The following is a 16,902-nucleotide window of genomic DNA, read 5'->3' as shown; positions in this document are numbered from 1 at the left end:
TTAGCGAATGATGCCGCGTTGGGACGCGTCGATGAACTCGACGAGCGCGGTGACCGCCGCGTCGCCTTCGCCGCCCGCCCCCGCCAGCTCGCGCAACTGCACCTTCGCTTCCTCGAGCGACAGGCCGTTCTTGTACAGCAGGCGGTACGCGCTGCGCAGGGCCGAGATCGCGTCGGGCGAGAAACCGCGCCGGCGCAGGCCTTCGACGTTGATGCCGTGCGGCTCGGCCTTGTTGCCGGCTGCGATCACGAACGGCGGCACGTCCTGCACGAGCGCCGAGGCGCCGCCCAGCATCGAGTGTGCGCCTATCCGCACGAACTGGTGCACGCCCGACATCCCGCCGACGATCGCCCAGTCGCCGATCTCGACGTGACCGGCCATCTGCGCGTTGCTCGACAGGATCACGTTGTTGCCGATCCGGCAGTCATGTCCGATGTGCACATAGGCCATGATCCAGTTGTCGTCGCCGAGCGTCGTCACGCCGACGTCCTGCACGGTGCCCGTGTGGATCGTCGTGAATTCGCGGATCGTGTTGCGGTTGCCGATCACGAGCCTGGTCGGCTCGTCCTTGTACTTCATGTCCTGCGGACGTCCGCCGACCGACGCGTAATGGCCGATGCGGTTGTCCTCGCCGAGCGTCGTGTGACCTTCGATCACGCTGTGCGAGCCGATCGTCGTGCGCGCGCCGATCGTCACGTGCGGCCCGACGATCGCGTACGGCCCGATCTCGACGGACTCGTCGATCTGTGCACCCGGTTCGACAATCGCGGTAGGATGAATCCTGGTCATGCGCCGTTGCCTCTCGATGTGATGTGTCGCGTTGCCCGCGTTACGTTACCCATGCGTGCCGCGTCGCTCAGGGCGCCGCGTCGGCCGTCTTGACCGTGCACATCAGTTCGGCTTCCGCCGCCACCTTGCCGTCCACTTCCGCCACCGCCTTGAACTTCCAGATGCCGCGGATGTAGCGTTCGAACGTCACGTTCAGAATCAGCTGATCGCCCGGTTCGACCACGCGCTTGAAGCGCGCGCCGTCGATGCCGACGAAGTAGTACAGCGTGTTTTCCGGATCCTTCGGCTGCTCTTCCGCGAAGGTCAGCAGCGCGGCCGCCTGAGCGAGCGCCTCGAGGATCAGCACGCCCGGCATCACCGGCCGCTTCGGGAAGTGCCCCTGGAAGAACGGCTCGTTGATCGACACGTTCTTCAGCGCCTTGATCCCCTTGTGCGGCTCGAGTTCGAGCACGCGGTCGACGAGCAGAATCGGGTAGCGATGCGGCAGCAGCGTGAGGATCTTGTGGATGTCGAGATTGATTTTTTCAGTGCTCATGATGGTTCGTCTCACGCAGAGGCTGCGCGGTGGTGATGCAAAGGCTGAAGCGGGCCGCCGCGCGGCCCAGTCTGGCAAACCGGGCCGGATGCGCTGGCCGTGCCCGGTTCGTGGTCTCGCATGGTTTCGGTCAGGCGTCCGTGCCGCCCTGGGCGGCCAGCGCGGTTTCGAGCGCCTTGATGCGGTCGCGCAGCTTGTCGAGATTGCGCACGAGCGCGGCGCTCCGATTCCATTCGCCGTGGTCGACAGCCGGGAACGCGCTCGTGTAGATGCCGGCCTTCGGCAGCGACTTCGACACGCCCGAATTCGCGGTGATGATGACATAGTCACCGAGCGTCACGTGGCCGGCGATCCCGGCCGCGCCGCCGATCATGCAGTGGCGGCCGATCGTCGTGCTGCCCGCGATGCCCGCCTTGCCGGCGATCACCGTGTAGGCCCCGATCCGGCAGTTGTGGGCGATCTGCACCTGGTTGTCGATCTTCACGCATTCCTCGATGACGGTGTCCGCCATCGCGCCGCGATCGATCGTCGTGTTCGCGCCGATCTCGACGTCCGGGCCGATCGATACGCCGCCGACCTGCGGGATCTTGACCCAGCTGCCGGTGCGCGCATCGCCGTCGCCGACGAAATCCGGCGCGAAGCCGAACCCGTCGGAACCGATCACGGCACCCGCATGGATGATCGCGCGCGGGCCGACCTTGCAGCCGTGGTACACCGACGCGTTCGGATAGATGTGCGAACCCGCGCCGATCGTCGTGCCGCGGCCGACGAACACGTTCGCGTCGAGCTGCACACCGTCCTCGATCACCGCGCCGGCCTCGACCGTCACGTGCGGGCCGATCACCGCGCTCGCGGCGACCTGCGCGGCCGGATCGACCGTCGCGCTCGGATGCACGCCGGCGGCGCGCTGCGGCGTGGCCAGATCGATGAACATCTGAGCGACGCGCGCGAAATACGCGTACGGATTCGGCGTCACGATGAAATTGCGGGGGCCGGCCGTCCGGGGGCCGGCCGTCCGGCCGTCAGTGGCCGCGCCCAGCTTTTCGAGATCCTTCGGTGCGATCAGCACCGCGCCTGCGCGGGTCGTCTCGACCTGCGACAGGTACTTCGGATTCGCGAGAAACGCGAGTTGCTGAGGGCCTGCCTGGTCGAGCGGCGCGAGGCCGCTCACCGTGCATTGGGCGTCGCCGGCGATCTCGCCGCCGAACCGCTTTACGAGTGCCTCAAGCGTCAATGCCATTCGTCGTCTGCTCCGTTCAGTTCGTCGAGCCGGACGCGAGCGCCTTGAGCACCTTGTCGGTGATGTCGATGCGCGGGCTGACGTACACGGCCTCCTGCACAATCAGGTCGTAATTCTGCTGCTCGGCAATCTGCTTGATGACCTTGTTCGCACGCTCCAGCACCGCAGCGAGTTCCTCGTTGCGACGCTGGTTCAGGTCTTCGCGAAACTCGCGCTGCTTGCGCTGGAAGTCGGTATCGAGCTGCGCGAGATCGCGCTGCTTCTGCGCGCGATCGGCCGCCGACAGCGACGCACCGTTCTTGTCCAGCGAATCGGACGTCGACTTCAGGCGCGCCGCGAGGTCCTGCAGATCCTTGTCGCGCTTCGCGAACTCGGCTTCGAGCTTCGTCTGCGCCGCCTTGGCAGGCGCCGACTCGCGCAGGATCCGATCCGAATTGACCGCCGCGATGCGGGCGACGTCCTGAGCATGTGCCGTCGCCGCGCCCAAGGCCAGCGCAACGGTCAGCGCACACATCACTCGTTTCGAAAACTTACCGGTTAGCAAAATTACCCTCTCGTTGCTGTTGTCATGCGTTCGATCAGAACGCCGTCCCGATCTGGAACTGGAATTTCTGGTACTGGTCGCCTTCGTGCTTCTGCAGCGGGAAGCCGAGGCTCAGCTTCAGCGGGCCGATCGGCGAGATCCACGCGAGACCCACACCGTAGCCGTAACGCAGGCCGTTCGCGCCGGTACTCGTGCCGCCCGGCGCGTTGCCCCACACGTTACCGCCGTCGAGGAACGTGAACACGCGCAGCGTGCGGTCGTAGCCGGTGCCCGGCAGCGGGAACGTCAGCTCGATGTTGCCGACGAGCATCTTCGAACCGCCGATCGGGTCGTTCGTCTTCGTGTCGCGCGGGCCCAGCGAGCTCGGCTCGTAGCCACGCACGGAGCCGATACCGCCCGCGTAGTAGTTCTTGAAGATCGGGTACGGGTTGCCGATGCCGTTACCGTAGCCGCCTTGCAGGTTCATGCCCAGGATGAAGCCGCGCGAGAACGAATAGTAGTACTGTGCCTGCAGGTCAGCCTTGTAGTACTGGATCTTGCCGACCGGCACGCCGTACTCCATGTTCGCCTGCGTGAAGTAGCCGCGGCTCGGAATCAGCGCGCTGTCACGTGCGTCGCGCGACCACGCGATGGTCAGCGGCACCGTGTTCGACACGCGGCCGAACTGCGAGACGTAATCCTGGTAGCTCTGCGGCGTGTTCGAGTCGGTGTCGAGGCGGTTCTGCTCGAAGCCCGCGCCGAAGTAGACGGTGTCGACTTCCGAGAACGGGATGCCGAACTTCAGGTTGCCGCCCGCGCTGATGATCCGGAAGCTCGAGCTCGTCGAATAGTAGAGCGGCTGGTACGTGCGGTAGTAGACGTCCGTGATCCGCTTGATGCCGTCGACCGTGAAGTACGGGTCGACCTGCGTGACGGTCAGCGTGCGGTAGCTCTTCGCGGTGTTGACGTTCACCGACAGGCTCGTGCCCGAGCCGAACACGTTGTCCTGCGACACGCCGGCCGACAGCACCACCTTGTCCGTCGACGAGAAGCCCGCGCCCAGCGTAATCGCGCCGGTCGGCTTTTCGTCGACCTTCACGTTCACGTCGACCTGGTCGTTCGTGCCTTCGACCGGCACCGTCGCCACGTCGACGTTGGTGAAGTAGCCGAGACGGTTCACGCGGTCCTTCGACAGCGCGAGGCGGTTCGAATCGAACCACGAGCTTTCGAGCTGGCGCATTTCACGGCGCACCACCTCGTCACGCGTACGGGTGTTGCCGACCACGTTGATGCGGCGCACGTACACGCGGCGGCTCGGATCGACGACGAGGTTCAGGTTCACCTTGTGGTTCGCCTGGTCGATGTCAGGCTGCGCGTTGACGGTCGCGAATGCGTAGCCGTATTCACCGAGCTTGTCGACGATCGACTTGGTGGTTTGCTGCAGCTTTTCGGCCGAGAAGCGATCGCCCGGCTTGATCTTGATCAGCTTGCTCAGTTCCGCTTCGCGATCGAGCAGGTTGCCCGACAGCTTGATGCCCGACACCTTGTACGGCTCGCCTTCGTGCAGCGTAACCGTCAGGTACATGTCCTTCTTGTCGGGCGAGATCGACACCTGGGTCGACTCGATGTTGAACTCGAGGTAGCCGCGGTTCAGGTAGTACGAGCGCACAGCCTCGAGGTCGCCCGTCAGCTTTTCCTTCGAGTACAGGTCGTTCTTCGTGTACCAGGAGAACCAGTTCGGCGTCGACAGCTGCATCTCGTCGCGCAGCGTGTTGGTGCTGAATGCCTTGTTGCCGATGAAGTTGATCTGGCGAATCTTCGCGCTCGGCCCTTCGGCGACCGCGAACAGGATCGACACGCGGTTCGCGTCGACCGGCGTGATCGTCGTCTTGACCTCGGCCGCGTAGAAGCCGCGCGTCAGATACTGACGCTTGAGCTCCTGTTCCGCCTTGTCGACGAGCGCCTTGTCGTAGTAGCGGCCGTCGGCGAGGCCCACCGCGCGCAGCGCCTTCGTCAGGTTGTCCTTGTCGAATTCCTTCGTGCCGGTGAAGTCGATCGACGCGATGGCCGGACGCTCCTGCACCTGCACGACCACGACGTTGCCTTGCGTGGCAATCCGCACGTCGTTGAAGAAGCCCGTCGCGTACAGCGCGCGGATTGCTTCGGATGCCTTGTCGTCGGTAAAGGTATCGCCCTGCTTGATCGGCAGGTATGCGAACACCGAACCGGCTTCGACGCGCTGCAACCCCTCGATCTTGATGTCTTGCACCACGAACGGTGCCGCTGCATGCGCCGCGAGGCCGTGAGCGGCGAGCGCGGCCGCTGCAACTGTCTTAGGTACAAAGCGATGAGGTTTGAACAACGTGCATCCCCAATATTTAGCTGCATCAAATCAGGCGGCGACCGACTGGCCGCCGCCTGACGCTTCAGAAATGGATTAATCGAGCCAGGTCGTTGAACAGCGCGATCGCCGACAACACGACGATGCAGATCAACCCGGCTCTTTGCAGAATCAGCTGCCAGCGCTCCGAAACGGCTTTCCCGGTCGCGGCTTCAACCAGATAATATAACAGATGCCCCCCGTCCAAAACGGGAATCGGCAGCAAGTTCAGCACCCCGAGGCTAATGCTGACAAGGGCGAGGAACGACAGGAAGGCCGACGGACCGAGCCGCGCGCTCTTGCCCGCGTAGTCGGCAATCGTCACCGGGCCGGACAGGTTCTTCAGCGATGCGTTGCCCGTGATCATCCGCCCGAACATCTTCAGCGAATAGACGGAGATGTCCCACGTGCGCTGCGCGCCGAGCTGCAGGCTCTCGAGCGGGCCGTAGCGCACGTCGACCGACGGCGTGTGCATCGACAACGCCGCGCCGATGCGGCCGACCTGCTGGCCCGTTTCGTCGTCGCGCTGCGCCTGCGGCACGATCGACACCGTCTGCGTGGCACCGCCGCGCTCGAACCGGAGTTCGACCGCCTGGCCCGCGTGGTGCTTCACCGCGTCGATGAAGCGCGATGCGCCGCCGATCGGCTTGCCGTCGAGCGCGAGCAGCTTGTCGCCGGCCTTCAGGCCCGCCTGCTCGGCCGCGCTGCCGGGCTGCACCGACGCAACCGACAGCGGGCCGCCGCCGGTCTCGAAGCCCAGGCGCATCATGAAATCGTCGTCGAGCGCGCTTTCGGGAATATTGCGCAGATCGACGCGGAAGTCGAACGTCGAGCCGCCGTCGCGCGCGCCGAGCACGACCTCGCGATGATCGAACGCGGCGGCCAGCAGCTTCCAGCGCAGATCCGACCACGACCGCACCGGCACGGCCTCGCCGCCCTGCCCGTCGCCTGCGCGCACGTCGCGGATCGACACGATCGTCTCGCTGCCGTCGAAGCCGGCGCGCGCCGCCACCGTACCGGCGGCCGGCGGCGCGAGCACCGCGGCCGGCTCGGTCACGCCGGATGCGAATACGGCGGAAAACAGGACAATTGCCAACAGGAAGTTCGCGGCCGGGCCAGCCACGACGATCGCGATGCGCTTGAACACCGATTGCCGGTTGAACGCCTGGTCGAGTTCCTCGGGCTTGACGCCCGGCCCCGGCTCGCGCTCGTCGAGCATCTTCACGTAACCGCCGAGCGGCAGTGCGGAGAGCGTCCACTCGGTGCCCGTCCTGCGGCTGACCCAGCGCGCGACGGGCTGGCCGAACCCGATCGAGAAACGCAGCACCTTCACGCCGCACCAGCGCGCGACGCGATAATGTCCGTACTCATGCACGACGACCAGCACCCCGATCGCCACCGCAAACGCGATCAGTTCGACCAGCACGTTCATGAGAACCTCATTCAGACAGTGCGCTCCACGCGTGGCGCAGGCGCTTTCGCAATGATCTCGGCGGCGAGGCGGCGTGCCTCGGCATCCGCCGCCAGGACGTCGTCGAGCCCGTTCGGGCTGCGGTTCGGCAGTGCGTTGAGCACGGCGTCGACCGTCGCTGCGATCGCCATGAAGCCGATCCGGCGCTCGAGAAACGCTTCGACCGCGATTTCGTTGGCCGCGTTCAACGCAGCGCTCGCGATACCGCCCTCCTCAAGCGCCTTCAGCGCGAGCGCCAGGCACGGGAAGCGCGTGTAATCGGGCTTCTCGAACGACAGCTGCGCGATCTGCGCGAGGTCGAGCTGCTCGACGCCTGCGTCGACGCGTTCCGGGAACGCGAGCGCGTGCGCGATCGGCGTACGCATGTCGGGGTTGCCGAGCTGCGCGAGCACCGAGCCGTCGCGGTACGACACGAGCGAATGGATCACGCTCTGCGGGTGGATCAGCACGTCGATCCGGTCGCCAGGCAGACCGAAGATCCAGTGGGCTTCGATCACCTCGAGGCCCTTGTTCATCATCGTCGCGGAATCGACGGAAATCTTGCGGCCCATCACCCAGTTCGGGTGCTTGCACGCCTCGTCCGGCGTCACGTCGACGAGCGTGGCCGGCTCACGCGTGCGGAACGGGCCGCCCGACGCGGTCAGGATGATCTTCGAGATCCCGCCGTGCTCGTTCTCGTCGCGCGGCATGCACTGGAAGATCGCGTTGTGTTCGCTGTCGACCGGCAGCAGGATCGCGCCATGGTCGCGCACGGCGTCCATGAAGATCGCGCCCGACATCACGAGCGATTCCTTGTTCGCGAGCAGGATGCGCTTGCCGGCACGCGCGGCCGCCAGGCTCGGCGCAAGGCCGGCCGCGCCGACGATCGCCGCGACGACCGTGTCGCAACCGTCGCTGTTCGACACGTCGACGAGCGCCTGCGGCCCGTACAGCACCGTGGTCTTGCTGCCCGCCGCGCGCAATTGCGCTTCGACGTGCGCAGCCGTCGTCGCATCGCCGACCACCGCGACTTCGGGCGTGAAGCGCAGACACTGCTCGACGAGCTTGTCGCCGTTGCGGTGCGCGGTCAACGCGTAGACCGAGAAGCGCTCGGGATGGCGGGCGACCACGTCGAGCGTGCTGTCTCCGATCGAGCCCGTGGAACCGAGCAATGTCAGACGTTTTTGCATAACAGAAATAGTGGTTTAACCAAGCAGCAGCATCGCGAGCGGCAGCACGGGCAGCAGCGCGTCGACACGGTCGAGCACGCCGCCATGGCCCGGCAGCAGTCCGCTCGAATCCTTCACGCCCGCCTGACGCTTGAGCAGCGACTCGAACAGGTCGCCGATCACGCTGTAGGCGACCAGCAGCGTCAGCGCGGCCCACGCGCCGGGCATCCCGTAGCGCGTGGCGAATGCGGAAAATAGGGTCGGTTCGTACGCGTGCGCGGCCATTGCGACACCGGCAACGACCATCACGGCGAGCCAGCCGCCGATCGCGCCTTCCCAGCTCTTGCCGGGACTGATCGTGATGGCCAGTTTACGCTTTCCGAAGGCCTTGCCCGCGAAATATGCACCGATATCCGCAAGCCAGACGACCAGAAGCAGCGACAGCACGAACGGCACGCCCTGCGCACGCGCCGCGACGAGCGCGTGCCAGCAGGCCGCGAACACCACGAGCCCGGCCGCGAGCAGGAACGGCCGCCATACGCCGCCCGCGAGCTCCGGCTTGCGCCGCAGCGAGAACGGGCCGACCAGCAGCCAGAACACGCCGGCTGCCATGAAAAGGGGACGGGACGAAGCCGCTTCGATGCCGAGCGGCGCGGTCGCCGCCAGCGCAAGCGCCGCGACGATCGCATAGACGACAGAACCGGCAGCGCCGAGCTTCAGCAGGCGCGCCCATTCCCACGCGGCGAATACGAGCACGACACCGATCAGCGCGCCGAACGCGCTGAGCGGCGCAAACAGCGTCACCGGCAGCAGCACTGCCAGCATCACGACCGCCGTGATTACACGGGTCTTCAGCATGAAAGGGAATCGGCGTTCTGCGATTGCGGTTCGAGCTGCGCGCTCGTGCGCCCGAAACGGCGCTCGCGCTCGGTATACGACGCGATCGCGTCGGCCAGCGCAGCGCCGTCGAAATCCGGCCAGTACTTGTCGGTGAAATAGAATTCGGCGTACGCGAGCTGCCACAGCAGGAAATTGCTGATGCGCTGCTCGCCACCGGTACGGATGAACAGATCCGGCTCCGGCGCGTAGGCCATCGCCAGGTGCGGCGCGAACGCGTCTTCGGTCACCTCGACCTCGCGGCCTTCGCGTACGGCCTGCTCGATGAGCTTCTTCGTCGCCTGCAGGATGTCCCAGCGGCCGCCGTAGTTTGCGGCGATCGTCAGGGTCAGGCGGGTGTTGCGCGCCGTCTTGGTCTCGGCGCGGCGGATCAGGTCGCGGATGCGCGGCTCGAAACGCTCGAGATCGCCCACCACGCGCAGGCGGATCCCGTTCGCATGCAGCTTGCCGACCTCGCGCTCCAGCGCCGTGATGAACAGCCGCATCAGGAACGACACTTCCTCGTTCGGCCGCCGCCAGTTTTCCGAACTGAACGCGAACAGCGTCAGGTATTCGACGCCGGCGCGCGCGCAACCTTCGACCGCCGCCCGCACGGCGTCCACGCCGCGGGTGTGCCCCGCGACGCGCGGCAAGCGGCGTTCGGTCGCCCAACGGCCGTTGCCGTCCATGATGATCGCGATATGACGCGGCACGGCGCCGACGTCAGGCACGCGAACGGTAGAGCTGGTATAGGTCATGGCCGTTGAGACAGTAATGCGGGAAGAAGGCGGCGCGCGAGGACGGTCGTCAGACCGTCATGATCTCGGCTTCCTTGCTCTGCACGAGCTTGTCGATTTCGGCGACGTGCTTGTCGGTCAGCTTCTGCACGTCGTCGCTCGCACGGCGCTCGTCGTCTTCCGAGATTTCCTTGTCCTTCACGAGCTTCTTGAGCGCTTCGTTCGCGTCGCGGCGCAGGTTGCGGATCGCGACCTTGGCCGTTTCGCCTTCGCTCTTGACGACCTTGGTCAGCTCGCGGCGGCGCTCTTCCGTCAGCGCGGGCATCGGCACGCGGATCAGGTCGCCGGACGTTGCCGGATTCAGGCCGAGATCGGCTTCGCGAATGGCCTTCTCGACCTTCGCGACCATCGGCTTTTCCCACGGCTGCACACCGATCGTGCGCGCGTCGACGAGCGTCATGTTGGCAACCTGCGAGATCGGCACCATCGACCCGTAGTAGTCGACCTGCACGTGATCGAGCATGCCGGTATGCGCACGGCCCGTACGGATCTTCGCCAGATCGCTCTTGAATGCATCGATCGAGCGCAGCATCTTCTGCTCAACGCCCTTCTTGGTATCAGCGACACTCATTTCAACCTCCGAACCTTCAAACCTTCAAAAAACGCGGGTGCTGCCCGGCGCGCCACGCACACCAGGCCGACGACCCGCATCCGCGGGAGTTTACACGTGGACGAGCGTACCTTCGTCCTCGCCCAGCACGATGCGCTTGAGCGCGCCCGGCTTGTTGATCGAAAACACGCGAATCGGCAGCTTCTGGTCGCGGCACAGCGCAAAGGCCGTCGCGTCCATCACCTGCAAGTTGCGGCTGATCGCCTCGTCGAAAGTGATCGTCGTGTAACGCGTGGCCGACGGATCCTTCTTCGGATCGGCAGAATATACGCCATCGACCTTGGTCGCCTTCAATACGACCTCGGCGCCGACTTCCGAACCGCGCAGCGCGGCGGCCGTGTCCGTCGTGAAGAACGGGTTGCCCGTGCCGGCCGCGAAGATCACGACCTTGCCTTCCTCGAGCTGGCGGATCGCACGGGGCCGGATGTACGGCTCGACGACCTGGTCCATGCGCAGCGCGGACTGCACGCGCGCGACGATGCCGGCGTGGCGCATCGCATCCTGCAGCGCCAGCGCGTTCATCATCGTCGCCAGCATCCCCATGTAGTCGGCCGTCGCGCGGTCCATGCCCGCTGCGCCGCCCGCGACACCGCGGAAAATGTTACCGCCGCCGATCACTACCGCGAGCTGCGTACCGAGACCCACGACTTCGGCGATATCCGCCACCATCCGTTCGATCGTCGCGCGATTGATGCCGAAGGCATCGTCGCCCATCAGCGCTTCGCCGGAGAGTTTGAGGAGGACGCGTTTATAGGCATTGGACATAGGGGCTTCCGAGCGACGAGAGGATGACAACCACGAACTGTAGGGGCGAAATACTGATTCGGGCAAGCGCCGACGACCGGACCGGGGTTCCCGGCCGGCCGGCAGCGCCGCCGGCCGCGGCGGAGCGGACGCCCGCCGCGGATACTGCCTGACTGCTTACTGCTGCTTTGCTGCTGCGACTTGCGCGGCCACTTCGGCGGCGAAGTCGTCCTGGCGCTTCTCGATGCCTTCGCCGACGACGAACAGTGCGAACTTCTGCACCGTCGAATCCGCTGCCTTCAGCATCTGCTCGATCGTCTGCTTGTCGTTCTTCACGAACGTCTGGTTCAGCAGCGACACTTCCTTCAGGTACTTCTGGACGCTACCGTCGACCATCTTCGCGACGATCTCGGCCGGCTTGCCCGATTCCGCAGCCTTCTGCTCGGCCACGCGACGTTCCGTCTCGATCAGTTCGGCCGGCACGTCGGCCGACGACAGCGCGACCGGCTTCATTGCCGCGATGTGCATCGCGACGTCCTTGCCGACCTGCTCTTCCGCGCCCGTGTACTCGACGATCACGCCGATACGCGCGCCGTGCAGGTAGGTTGCGATCTTGTTCGCGGTTTCGAAACGGACGAAACGGCGGATCGAGACGTTCTCGCCGATCTTGCCGATCAGTGCCAGACGGACTGCGTCGACCGTCGAGCCTTCGAGCGGCAGTGCCGACAGCGCAGCCACGTCGGCCGGGTTTTGCGTCGCGACGAGTTCTGCAACCGTCTTCGAGAACGCGAGGAAGTCGTCGTTCTTCGCGACGAAGTCGGTTTCGCAGTTCAGCTCGACCAGCGCGCCCGCGTTGCCGCCGACGAACGATGCGACGACGCCTTCGGCCGTCACGCGCGATGCTGCCTTGCTTGCCTTGTTGCCGAGCTTGACGCGCAGCAGCTCTTCAGCCTTGGCCAGGTCGCCGTCGGCTTCCGTCAGCGCCTTCTTGCACTCCATCATCGGTGCGTCGGTCTTTGCGCGCAGTTCTGCCACCATGCTTGCGGTAATTGCCGCCATCATTCGCTCCTTGAGTCTGTATTCACAACGCCGCCCGCTTGGACGCGAACGGCCGAAAATCGTTTCCGGACCCGCGCCGATTCGGCGCGATCAGGTCCGGCGCACAAGCTTAAAAAAAGGGGGCCTGTTGAGAGCCCCCTTTTTGCGCCGGCTCGGGGCCAGTTACGCGTTTTCCTCGACGTACTCGTCGTCGCCACGCGCTGCCTGGACCACTTCGTTGACCGCGTTAGCACGGCCTTCGAGGATCGCGTCGGCCACGCCTTCAGCGTACAGCGCGACTGCCTTGCTCGAGTCGTCGTTGCCCGGGATCACGTAGTCCACACCTTCCGGCGAGTGGTTCGTGTCGACCACGGCGATGACCGGCACGCCCAGCTTGTTCGCTTCCGTGACGGCAATCTTGTGGTAGCCGACGTCGACGACGAAAATTGCGTCCGGAATGCCGCCCATGTCCTTCACGCCGCCGATCGACTTCTGCAGCTTGGCGATTTCGCGTTCGAACAGCAGCGCTTCCTTCTTGCTCATCTTCTCGAGCTCGCCTGCCTCGACTGCCGCTTCCATGTCCTTCAGGCGCTTGATCGAAACCTTCAGCGTCTTGAAGTTGGTCATCATGCCGCCGAGCCAGCGTGCGTTGACGAACGGCATGCCCGCGCGCTGCGCTTCCTGGGCGATCGTGTCACGCGACTGGCGCTTCGTGCCGACGAACAGGATCGTGCCACGGTTCGCTGCCAGCTGACGCACGTACTTCTGTGCGTCCGTGAACATCGGCAGCGTCTTTTCGAGGTTGATGATGTGAATCTTGTTGCGGTGACCGAAAATGAACGGAGCCATCTTCGGGTTCCAGAAGCGCGTCTGGTGACCGAAGTGGACACCCGCTTCCAGCATTTGGCGCATCGTAACTGCCATGTAAATTCTCCACGAGGGTTGGGTCTTAAGCCGGCTGCCGTACCGCCGCGCGAACGCGCCCCGAAGGACCTTCGTTCCGCGCGGCCGGCACCCTGGTTGCGCCGGCTTGCGATTCGACACGTGCGAAAATGCCCGTGCCGCAAGCCTTTCATCGCCATGCCACCCCCAAGACGGGGCACGTTCGGCATTTGGATGTCGACTTAGCCAAAGAGTATAGCACGCCGATTTGTCGGCTCTCAAGTCGCCCGGCACTTTCGCTTGCCGCGCGGCAGCCGGCCGGACAATCCGCGAAAACCCGCATCCGCGCCGCCAGCAGGGGCTGCGAGGCCCGCCATAAGGTGCGATAATCCGTCAATTCACCGCATTCCAGGCATACCTCGATGGCTATTACGCTCAAAAACGAACACGACATCGCCGAGATGCGCGTCGCCTGCCGTCTCGCGAGCGAAGTGCTCGACTTCATCACGCCGCACGTCGTCGCGGGCGTCACGACGGCCGAACTCGACCGGCTCTGCCACGAGTTCATGCTCAACGAACAGGGCACGGTCCCCGCGCCGCTGAACTACCAGCCGCCCGGCTATCCGCCGTACCCGAAGGCCACCTGCATCTCGGTCAACGACGTGATCTGCCACGGCATTCCCGGCGAGAAGGTGATCAAGAACGGCGACGCGCTGAACATCGACATCACCGTGATCAAGAACGGCTACTTCGGCGACACCAGCCGGATGTTCATCGTCGGCGAAGGCTCGATCCTGGCGAAGCGCCTCGTGCAGACCACCTACGAGTGCATGTGGCTCGGCATCGACCAGGTCAAGCCCGGCGCGCACCTCGGCGACATCGGCTACGCGATCCAGAAGCATGCGGAAGCGCAAGGCTACAGCGTCGTGCGCGAATACTGCGGGCACGGCATCGGCACGGTGTTCCACGAGGATCCGCAGGTCGTCCACTACGGCCGTCCGGGCACCGGCATCGAGCTGAAGGCCGGGATGATCTTCACGATCGAGCCGATGATCAACGCCGGCAAGCGCGACATCCGCACTATGCCCGACCAGTGGACGGTCAAGACGCGCGACCGCAGCCTGTCCGCGCAATGGGAGCACACGGTGCTCGTCACCGAGACGGGCTACGAAGTGCTGACCGTATCGGCCGGCACGCCGGCGCGTCCGGTGTTCGCGCAACCGGCCGCCGCGGTCTGAGCGCCATCGCGCCAGCCTGCCCCACCCGCCCCTGCACCTGAACGACCGCCCATGAGCGCTCACGCCGCCCCCTCGCCCGAAGCGCTGTCGCGGCGCGCCGAATTCAAGGCCGCCAAGACCGACATGCTCGAGCGCTTTCGCAGCGCGACGAACGTCGCGTCGCTGATGCACGCGCTGTCGAAACTCACCGACGAAGCGCTCAAGCGCGTGTGGGACGACTGCGGGCTACCCGCGACGCTCGCGCTCGTCGCCGTCGGCGGCTACGGGCGCGGCGAGCTCGCACCCCATTCCGACGTCGACATCCTCGTGCTGCTGCCGGATGCGCACGACCCGGCGCTCGACGCGCGCATCGAGCGCTTCATCGGGATGGCGTGGGATCTCGGCCTCGAGATCGGCAGCAGCGTGCGCACGGTCGCGCAATGCATCGAGGAAGCGTCGCAGGACGTCACGGTGCAGACCTCGCTGCTCGAAGCGCGCCGCATCGTCGGCAGCACCGCACTGTTCGAGCGCTTCACCGTGCGGTATCACGAGGCGCTCGACGCGCGCGCGTTCTTCACCGCGAAGGTGCTCGAGATGCGGCAGCGCCACGCGAAGTTCCAGGACACGCCGTACAGCCTCGAGCCGAACGTGAAGGAAAGCCCCGGCGGGCTGCGCGACCTGCAGACGATCCTGTGGATCGCGCGCGCGGCCGGCTTCGGCAGCAGCTGGCGCGAACTCGATACGCGCGGCCTCATCACCGAGCGCGAGGCGCGTGAATTGCGCCGCAACGAAGGATTCCTGAAGACGCTGCGCGCGCGGCTGCACGTGATCGCCGGCCGCCGCCAGGACATGCTCGTGTTCGACCTGCAGACGCAGGCGGCCGAGAGCTTCGGCTACCGGCCGACGCAGGCCAAGCGCGCAAGCGAACAGCTGATGCGCCGCTACTACTGGGCCGCGAAAGCCGTCACGCAGCTCGCGACGATCCTGATCCAGAACATCGAGGCGCAGCTGTTCCCCGCGACGAGCGGCATCACGCGCGTGCTGTCACCCGATCGCTTCGTCGAGAAGCAGGGCATGCTCGAGATCGTCGACGACGGCGTGTTCGAGCGCCATCCGGACGCGATCCTCGAAGCGTTCCTGCTGTACGAGACGACCCGCGGCGTGAAGGGCCTGTCCGCCCGCACGCTGCGCGCGCTGTACAACTCGCGCGAAATCATGAACAACACGTGGCGGCGCGATCCGCAGAACCGCCGCACGTTCATGCAGATCCTGCAGCAGCCCGAAGGCATCACGCATGCGTTCCGGCTGATGAACCAGACGAGCGTGCTCGGCCGCTACCTGCTGAATTTCCGCCGCATCGTCGGCCAGATGCAGCACGACCTGTACCACGTGTACACGGTCGACCAGCACATCCTGATGGTGTTGCGCAACATACGCCGGTTTGCGGTGGCCGAGCATGCGCACGAGTACCCGTTCTGCAGCCAGCTGATCGGTAATTTCGAGCGGCCGTGGGTACTGTATGTCGCGGCGCTGTTCCACGACATCGCGAAAGGCCGCGGCGGCGACCACTCGACGCTCGGGATGACCGACGCGCGGCGCTTCTGCCGCGAGCACGGGATCACCGGCGACGACGCGGCGCTGATCGTGTGGCTCGTCCAGCATCACCTGACGATGAGCCAGGTCGCGCAGAAGCAGGACACGAGCGATCCGGAAGTGATCAAGCGCTTCGCTGAAGTCGTCGGCAACGAACGGTACCTCACCGCGCTCTACCTGCTGACCGTCGCCGATATCCGCGGCACGAGCCCGAAGGTGTGGAACACGTGGAAGGGCAAGCTGCTCGAGGACCTGTACCGCATCACGCTCGCGGTGCTTGGCGGCGCCAACCCCGACGCGCATTCGGAACTGAAATCGCGGCAGGAGCAGGCGCTCGCGCTGCTGCGCCTCGAGACCGTGCCCGACGACGCGCACCGCGCGCTGTGGGATCAGCTCGACATCGGTTTCTTCCTGCGCCACGATGCGGCCGACATCGCATGGCAGACGCGCGTGCTGTACCGGCACGTGAACGCCGAGACCGCGATCGTCCGTGCGCGGCCGTCGCCGATCGGCGACGCACTGCAGGTACTCGTGTACGTGAAGGACCGCCCCGACCTGTTCGCGGGCATCTGCGCGTACTTCGACCGCAACGGGCTGTCGGTGCTCGATGCGCGCGTCAGCACGACGCGGCACGGCTATGCGCTCGACAACTTCATCGTCACGCAGACCGAACGCGACGTGCGCTACCGCGACATCGCGAATCTCGTCGAACAGCAACTCGCGACGCGCCTGGCCGAAACCGCGTCGCTGCCGGAGCCGTCCAAGGGCCGCCTGTCGCGGCTGTCCCGGACGTTTCCGATCACGCCGCGCGTCGACCTCCGGGCCGACGAGCGCGGCCAGTACTACATCCTGTCCGTGTCCGCCAACGACCGGCCGGGCCTTCTCTATTCGATCGCGCGCGTCCTGGCCGAGCATCAGGTCGGCGTCCACGCGGCGCGGATCAATACGCTCGGCGAACGCGTCGAGGACATCTTCCTGCTCGACGGTGCCGGCCTGTCCGACAACCGCCTGCAGATCCAGCTCGAAACCGAATTGCTGCGCGCGATCGCAGTCTGAATG

At 65.6% G+C, this 16,902-nt stretch carries 15 protein-coding genes; 2 read left to right on the top strand and 13 right to left on the bottom strand.

The features are described from left to right. The 13 genes from lpxA to rpsB all read right to left on the bottom strand — a co-directional run bounded on the left by lpxA (position 1) and on the right by rpsB (position 13,075). Positions 1 to 789: an acyl-ACP--UDP-N-acetylglucosamine O-acyltransferase gene (gene lpxA / locus GEM_RS07120; RefSeq protein WP_014896743.1), complete on the bottom strand. Its 789-nt coding sequence runs from the start codon at positions 787 to 789 to the stop codon at positions 1 to 3. 67 nt (positions 790 to 856) lie between these two features. Continuing rightward, positions 857 to 1,324: a 3-hydroxyacyl-ACP dehydratase FabZ gene (fabZ, locus tag GEM_RS07115; protein ID WP_006495559.1), complete on the bottom strand. Its 468-nt coding sequence runs from the start codon at positions 1,322 to 1,324 to the stop codon at positions 857 to 859. Positions 1,325 to 1,454: 130 nt separating this feature from the next. Further along, on the bottom strand, positions 1,455 to 2,564 hold the full coding sequence (gene lpxD / locus GEM_RS07110; protein WP_014896742.1) for a UDP-3-O-(3-hydroxymyristoyl)glucosamine N-acyltransferase: 1,110 nt from the start codon (positions 2,562 to 2,564) through the stop codon (positions 1,455 to 1,457). Positions 2,565 to 2,580: 16 nt separating this feature from the next. After that, positions 2,581 to 3,078: an OmpH family outer membrane protein gene (locus GEM_RS07105; RefSeq protein ID WP_041490473.1), complete on the bottom strand. Its 498-nt coding sequence runs from the start codon at positions 3,076 to 3,078 to the stop codon at positions 2,581 to 2,583. A gap of 64 nt (positions 3,079 to 3,142) precedes the next feature. After that, complete coding sequence (gene bamA, locus GEM_RS07100; RefSeq protein ID WP_014896740.1) at positions 3,143 to 5,449, bottom strand: outer membrane protein assembly factor BamA; 2,307 nt, start codon at positions 5,447 to 5,449, stop codon at positions 3,143 to 3,145. A 64-nt stretch (positions 5,450 to 5,513) separates the two neighbouring features. Then, positions 5,514 to 6,899 (bottom strand): RIP metalloprotease RseP, encoded by a 1,386-nt coding sequence (rseP, locus tag GEM_RS07095; protein ID WP_014896739.1) that lies wholly within the window; start codon positions 6,897 to 6,899, stop codon positions 5,514 to 5,516. 11 nt (positions 6,900 to 6,910) lie between these two features. Then, the gene (locus tag GEM_RS07090; protein ID WP_014896738.1) at positions 6,911 to 8,107 is read right to left on the bottom strand and encodes a 1-deoxy-D-xylulose-5-phosphate reductoisomerase; all 1,197 of its coding nucleotides are present in this window, start codon (positions 8,105 to 8,107) and stop codon (positions 6,911 to 6,913) included. A gap of 15 nt (positions 8,108 to 8,122) precedes the next feature. After that, positions 8,123 to 8,944, bottom strand: coding sequence for a phosphatidate cytidylyltransferase (locus GEM_RS07085; protein ID WP_014896737.1), 822 nt, complete (start codon positions 8,942 to 8,944; stop codon positions 8,123 to 8,125). Continuing rightward, a complete protein-coding gene (gene uppS, locus GEM_RS07080; protein ID WP_014896736.1) occupies positions 8,938 to 9,720 on the bottom strand; it encodes a polyprenyl diphosphate synthase in 783 nt (260 codons plus the stop codon). Before uppS ends, GEM_RS07085 begins: the two co-directional genes overlap by 7 nt. A 49-nt stretch (positions 9,721 to 9,769) precedes the next feature. Continuing rightward, on the bottom strand, positions 9,770 to 10,330 hold the full coding sequence (gene frr / locus GEM_RS07075) for a ribosome recycling factor (protein ID WP_014896735.1): 561 nt from the start codon (positions 10,328 to 10,330) through the stop codon (positions 9,770 to 9,772). A gap of 90 nt (positions 10,331 to 10,420) precedes the next feature. Further along, entirely contained in the window at positions 10,421 to 11,134 is a 714-nt protein-coding gene (gene pyrH, locus GEM_RS07070; RefSeq protein WP_014896734.1) for a UMP kinase, read from the bottom strand. 156 nt (positions 11,135 to 11,290) lie between these two features. Then, positions 11,291 to 12,172, bottom strand: coding sequence for a translation elongation factor Ts (gene tsf / locus GEM_RS07065; RefSeq protein WP_014896733.1), 882 nt, complete (start codon positions 12,170 to 12,172; stop codon positions 11,291 to 11,293). A 162-nt stretch (positions 12,173 to 12,334) separates the two neighbouring features. Next, a complete protein-coding gene (gene rpsB / locus GEM_RS07060) occupies positions 12,335 to 13,075 on the bottom strand; it encodes a 30S ribosomal protein S2 (protein WP_006752149.1) in 741 nt (246 codons plus the stop codon). 380 nt (positions 13,076 to 13,455) lie between these two features. Between rpsB and map the strand changes: the two genes are divergently transcribed. After that, complete coding sequence (gene map, locus GEM_RS07055; RefSeq protein ID WP_014896732.1) at positions 13,456 to 14,271, top strand: type I methionyl aminopeptidase; 816 nt, start codon at positions 13,456 to 13,458, stop codon at positions 14,269 to 14,271. Between the two features lie 51 nt (positions 14,272 to 14,322). Beyond that, positions 14,323 to 16,899, top strand: coding sequence for a [protein-PII] uridylyltransferase (locus GEM_RS07050; RefSeq protein ID WP_014896731.1), 2,577 nt, complete (start codon positions 14,323 to 14,325; stop codon positions 16,897 to 16,899). Positions 16,900 to 16,902 lie beyond the last annotated feature (3 nt).

The organism is Burkholderia cepacia GG4 (genome assembly GCF_000292915.1).
Lineage (GTDB): Bacteria > Pseudomonadota > Gammaproteobacteria > Burkholderiales > Burkholderiaceae > Burkholderia > Burkholderia cepacia_D.
This window is presented reverse-complemented; position numbering and strand designations above follow the sequence as displayed.

Coding starts and splice junctions, on each gene's coding strand:
- tsf (WP_014896733.1), bottom strand. CDS start 12,172: ATGGCGGCAATTACCGCAAGCATGGTGGCAGAACTGCGCGCAAAGACC.
- frr (WP_014896735.1), bottom strand. CDS start 10,330: ATGAGTGTCGCTGATACCAAGAAGGGCGTTGAGCAGAAGATGCTGCGC.
- pyrH (WP_014896734.1), bottom strand. CDS start 11,134: ATGTCCAATGCCTATAAACGCGTCCTCCTCAAACTCTCCGGCGAAGCG.
- lpxD (WP_014896742.1), bottom strand. CDS start 2,564: ATGGCATTGACGCTTGAGGCACTCGTAAAGCGGTTCGGCGGCGAGATC.
- GEM_RS07050 (WP_014896731.1), top strand. CDS start 14,323: ATGAGCGCTCACGCCGCCCCCTCGCCCGAAGCGCTGTCGCGGCGCGCC.
- GEM_RS07090 (WP_014896738.1), bottom strand. CDS start 8,107: ATGCAAAAACGTCTGACATTGCTCGGTTCCACGGGCTCGATCGGAGAC.
- GEM_RS07105 (WP_041490473.1), bottom strand. CDS start 3,078: ATGTGTGCGCTGACCGTTGCGCTGGCCTTGGGCGCGGCGACGGCACAT.
- map (WP_014896732.1), top strand. CDS start 13,456: ATGGCTATTACGCTCAAAAACGAACACGACATCGCCGAGATGCGCGTC.
- rseP (WP_014896739.1), bottom strand. CDS start 6,899: ATGAACGTGCTGGTCGAACTGATCGCGTTTGCGGTGGCGATCGGGGTG.
- fabZ (WP_006495559.1), bottom strand. CDS start 1,324: ATGAGCACTGAAAAAATCAATCTCGACATCCACAAGATCCTCACGCTG.
- GEM_RS07085 (WP_014896737.1), bottom strand. CDS start 8,944: ATGCTGAAGACCCGTGTAATCACGGCGGTCGTGATGCTGGCAGTGCTG.
- uppS (WP_014896736.1), bottom strand. CDS start 9,720: ATGACCTATACCAGCTCTACCGTTCGCGTGCCTGACGTCGGCGCCGTG.
- rpsB (WP_006752149.1), bottom strand. CDS start 13,075: ATGGCAGTTACGATGCGCCAAATGCTGGAAGCGGGTGTCCACTTCGGT.
- lpxA (WP_014896743.1), bottom strand. CDS start 789: ATGACCAGGATTCATCCTACCGCGATTGTCGAACCGGGTGCACAGATC.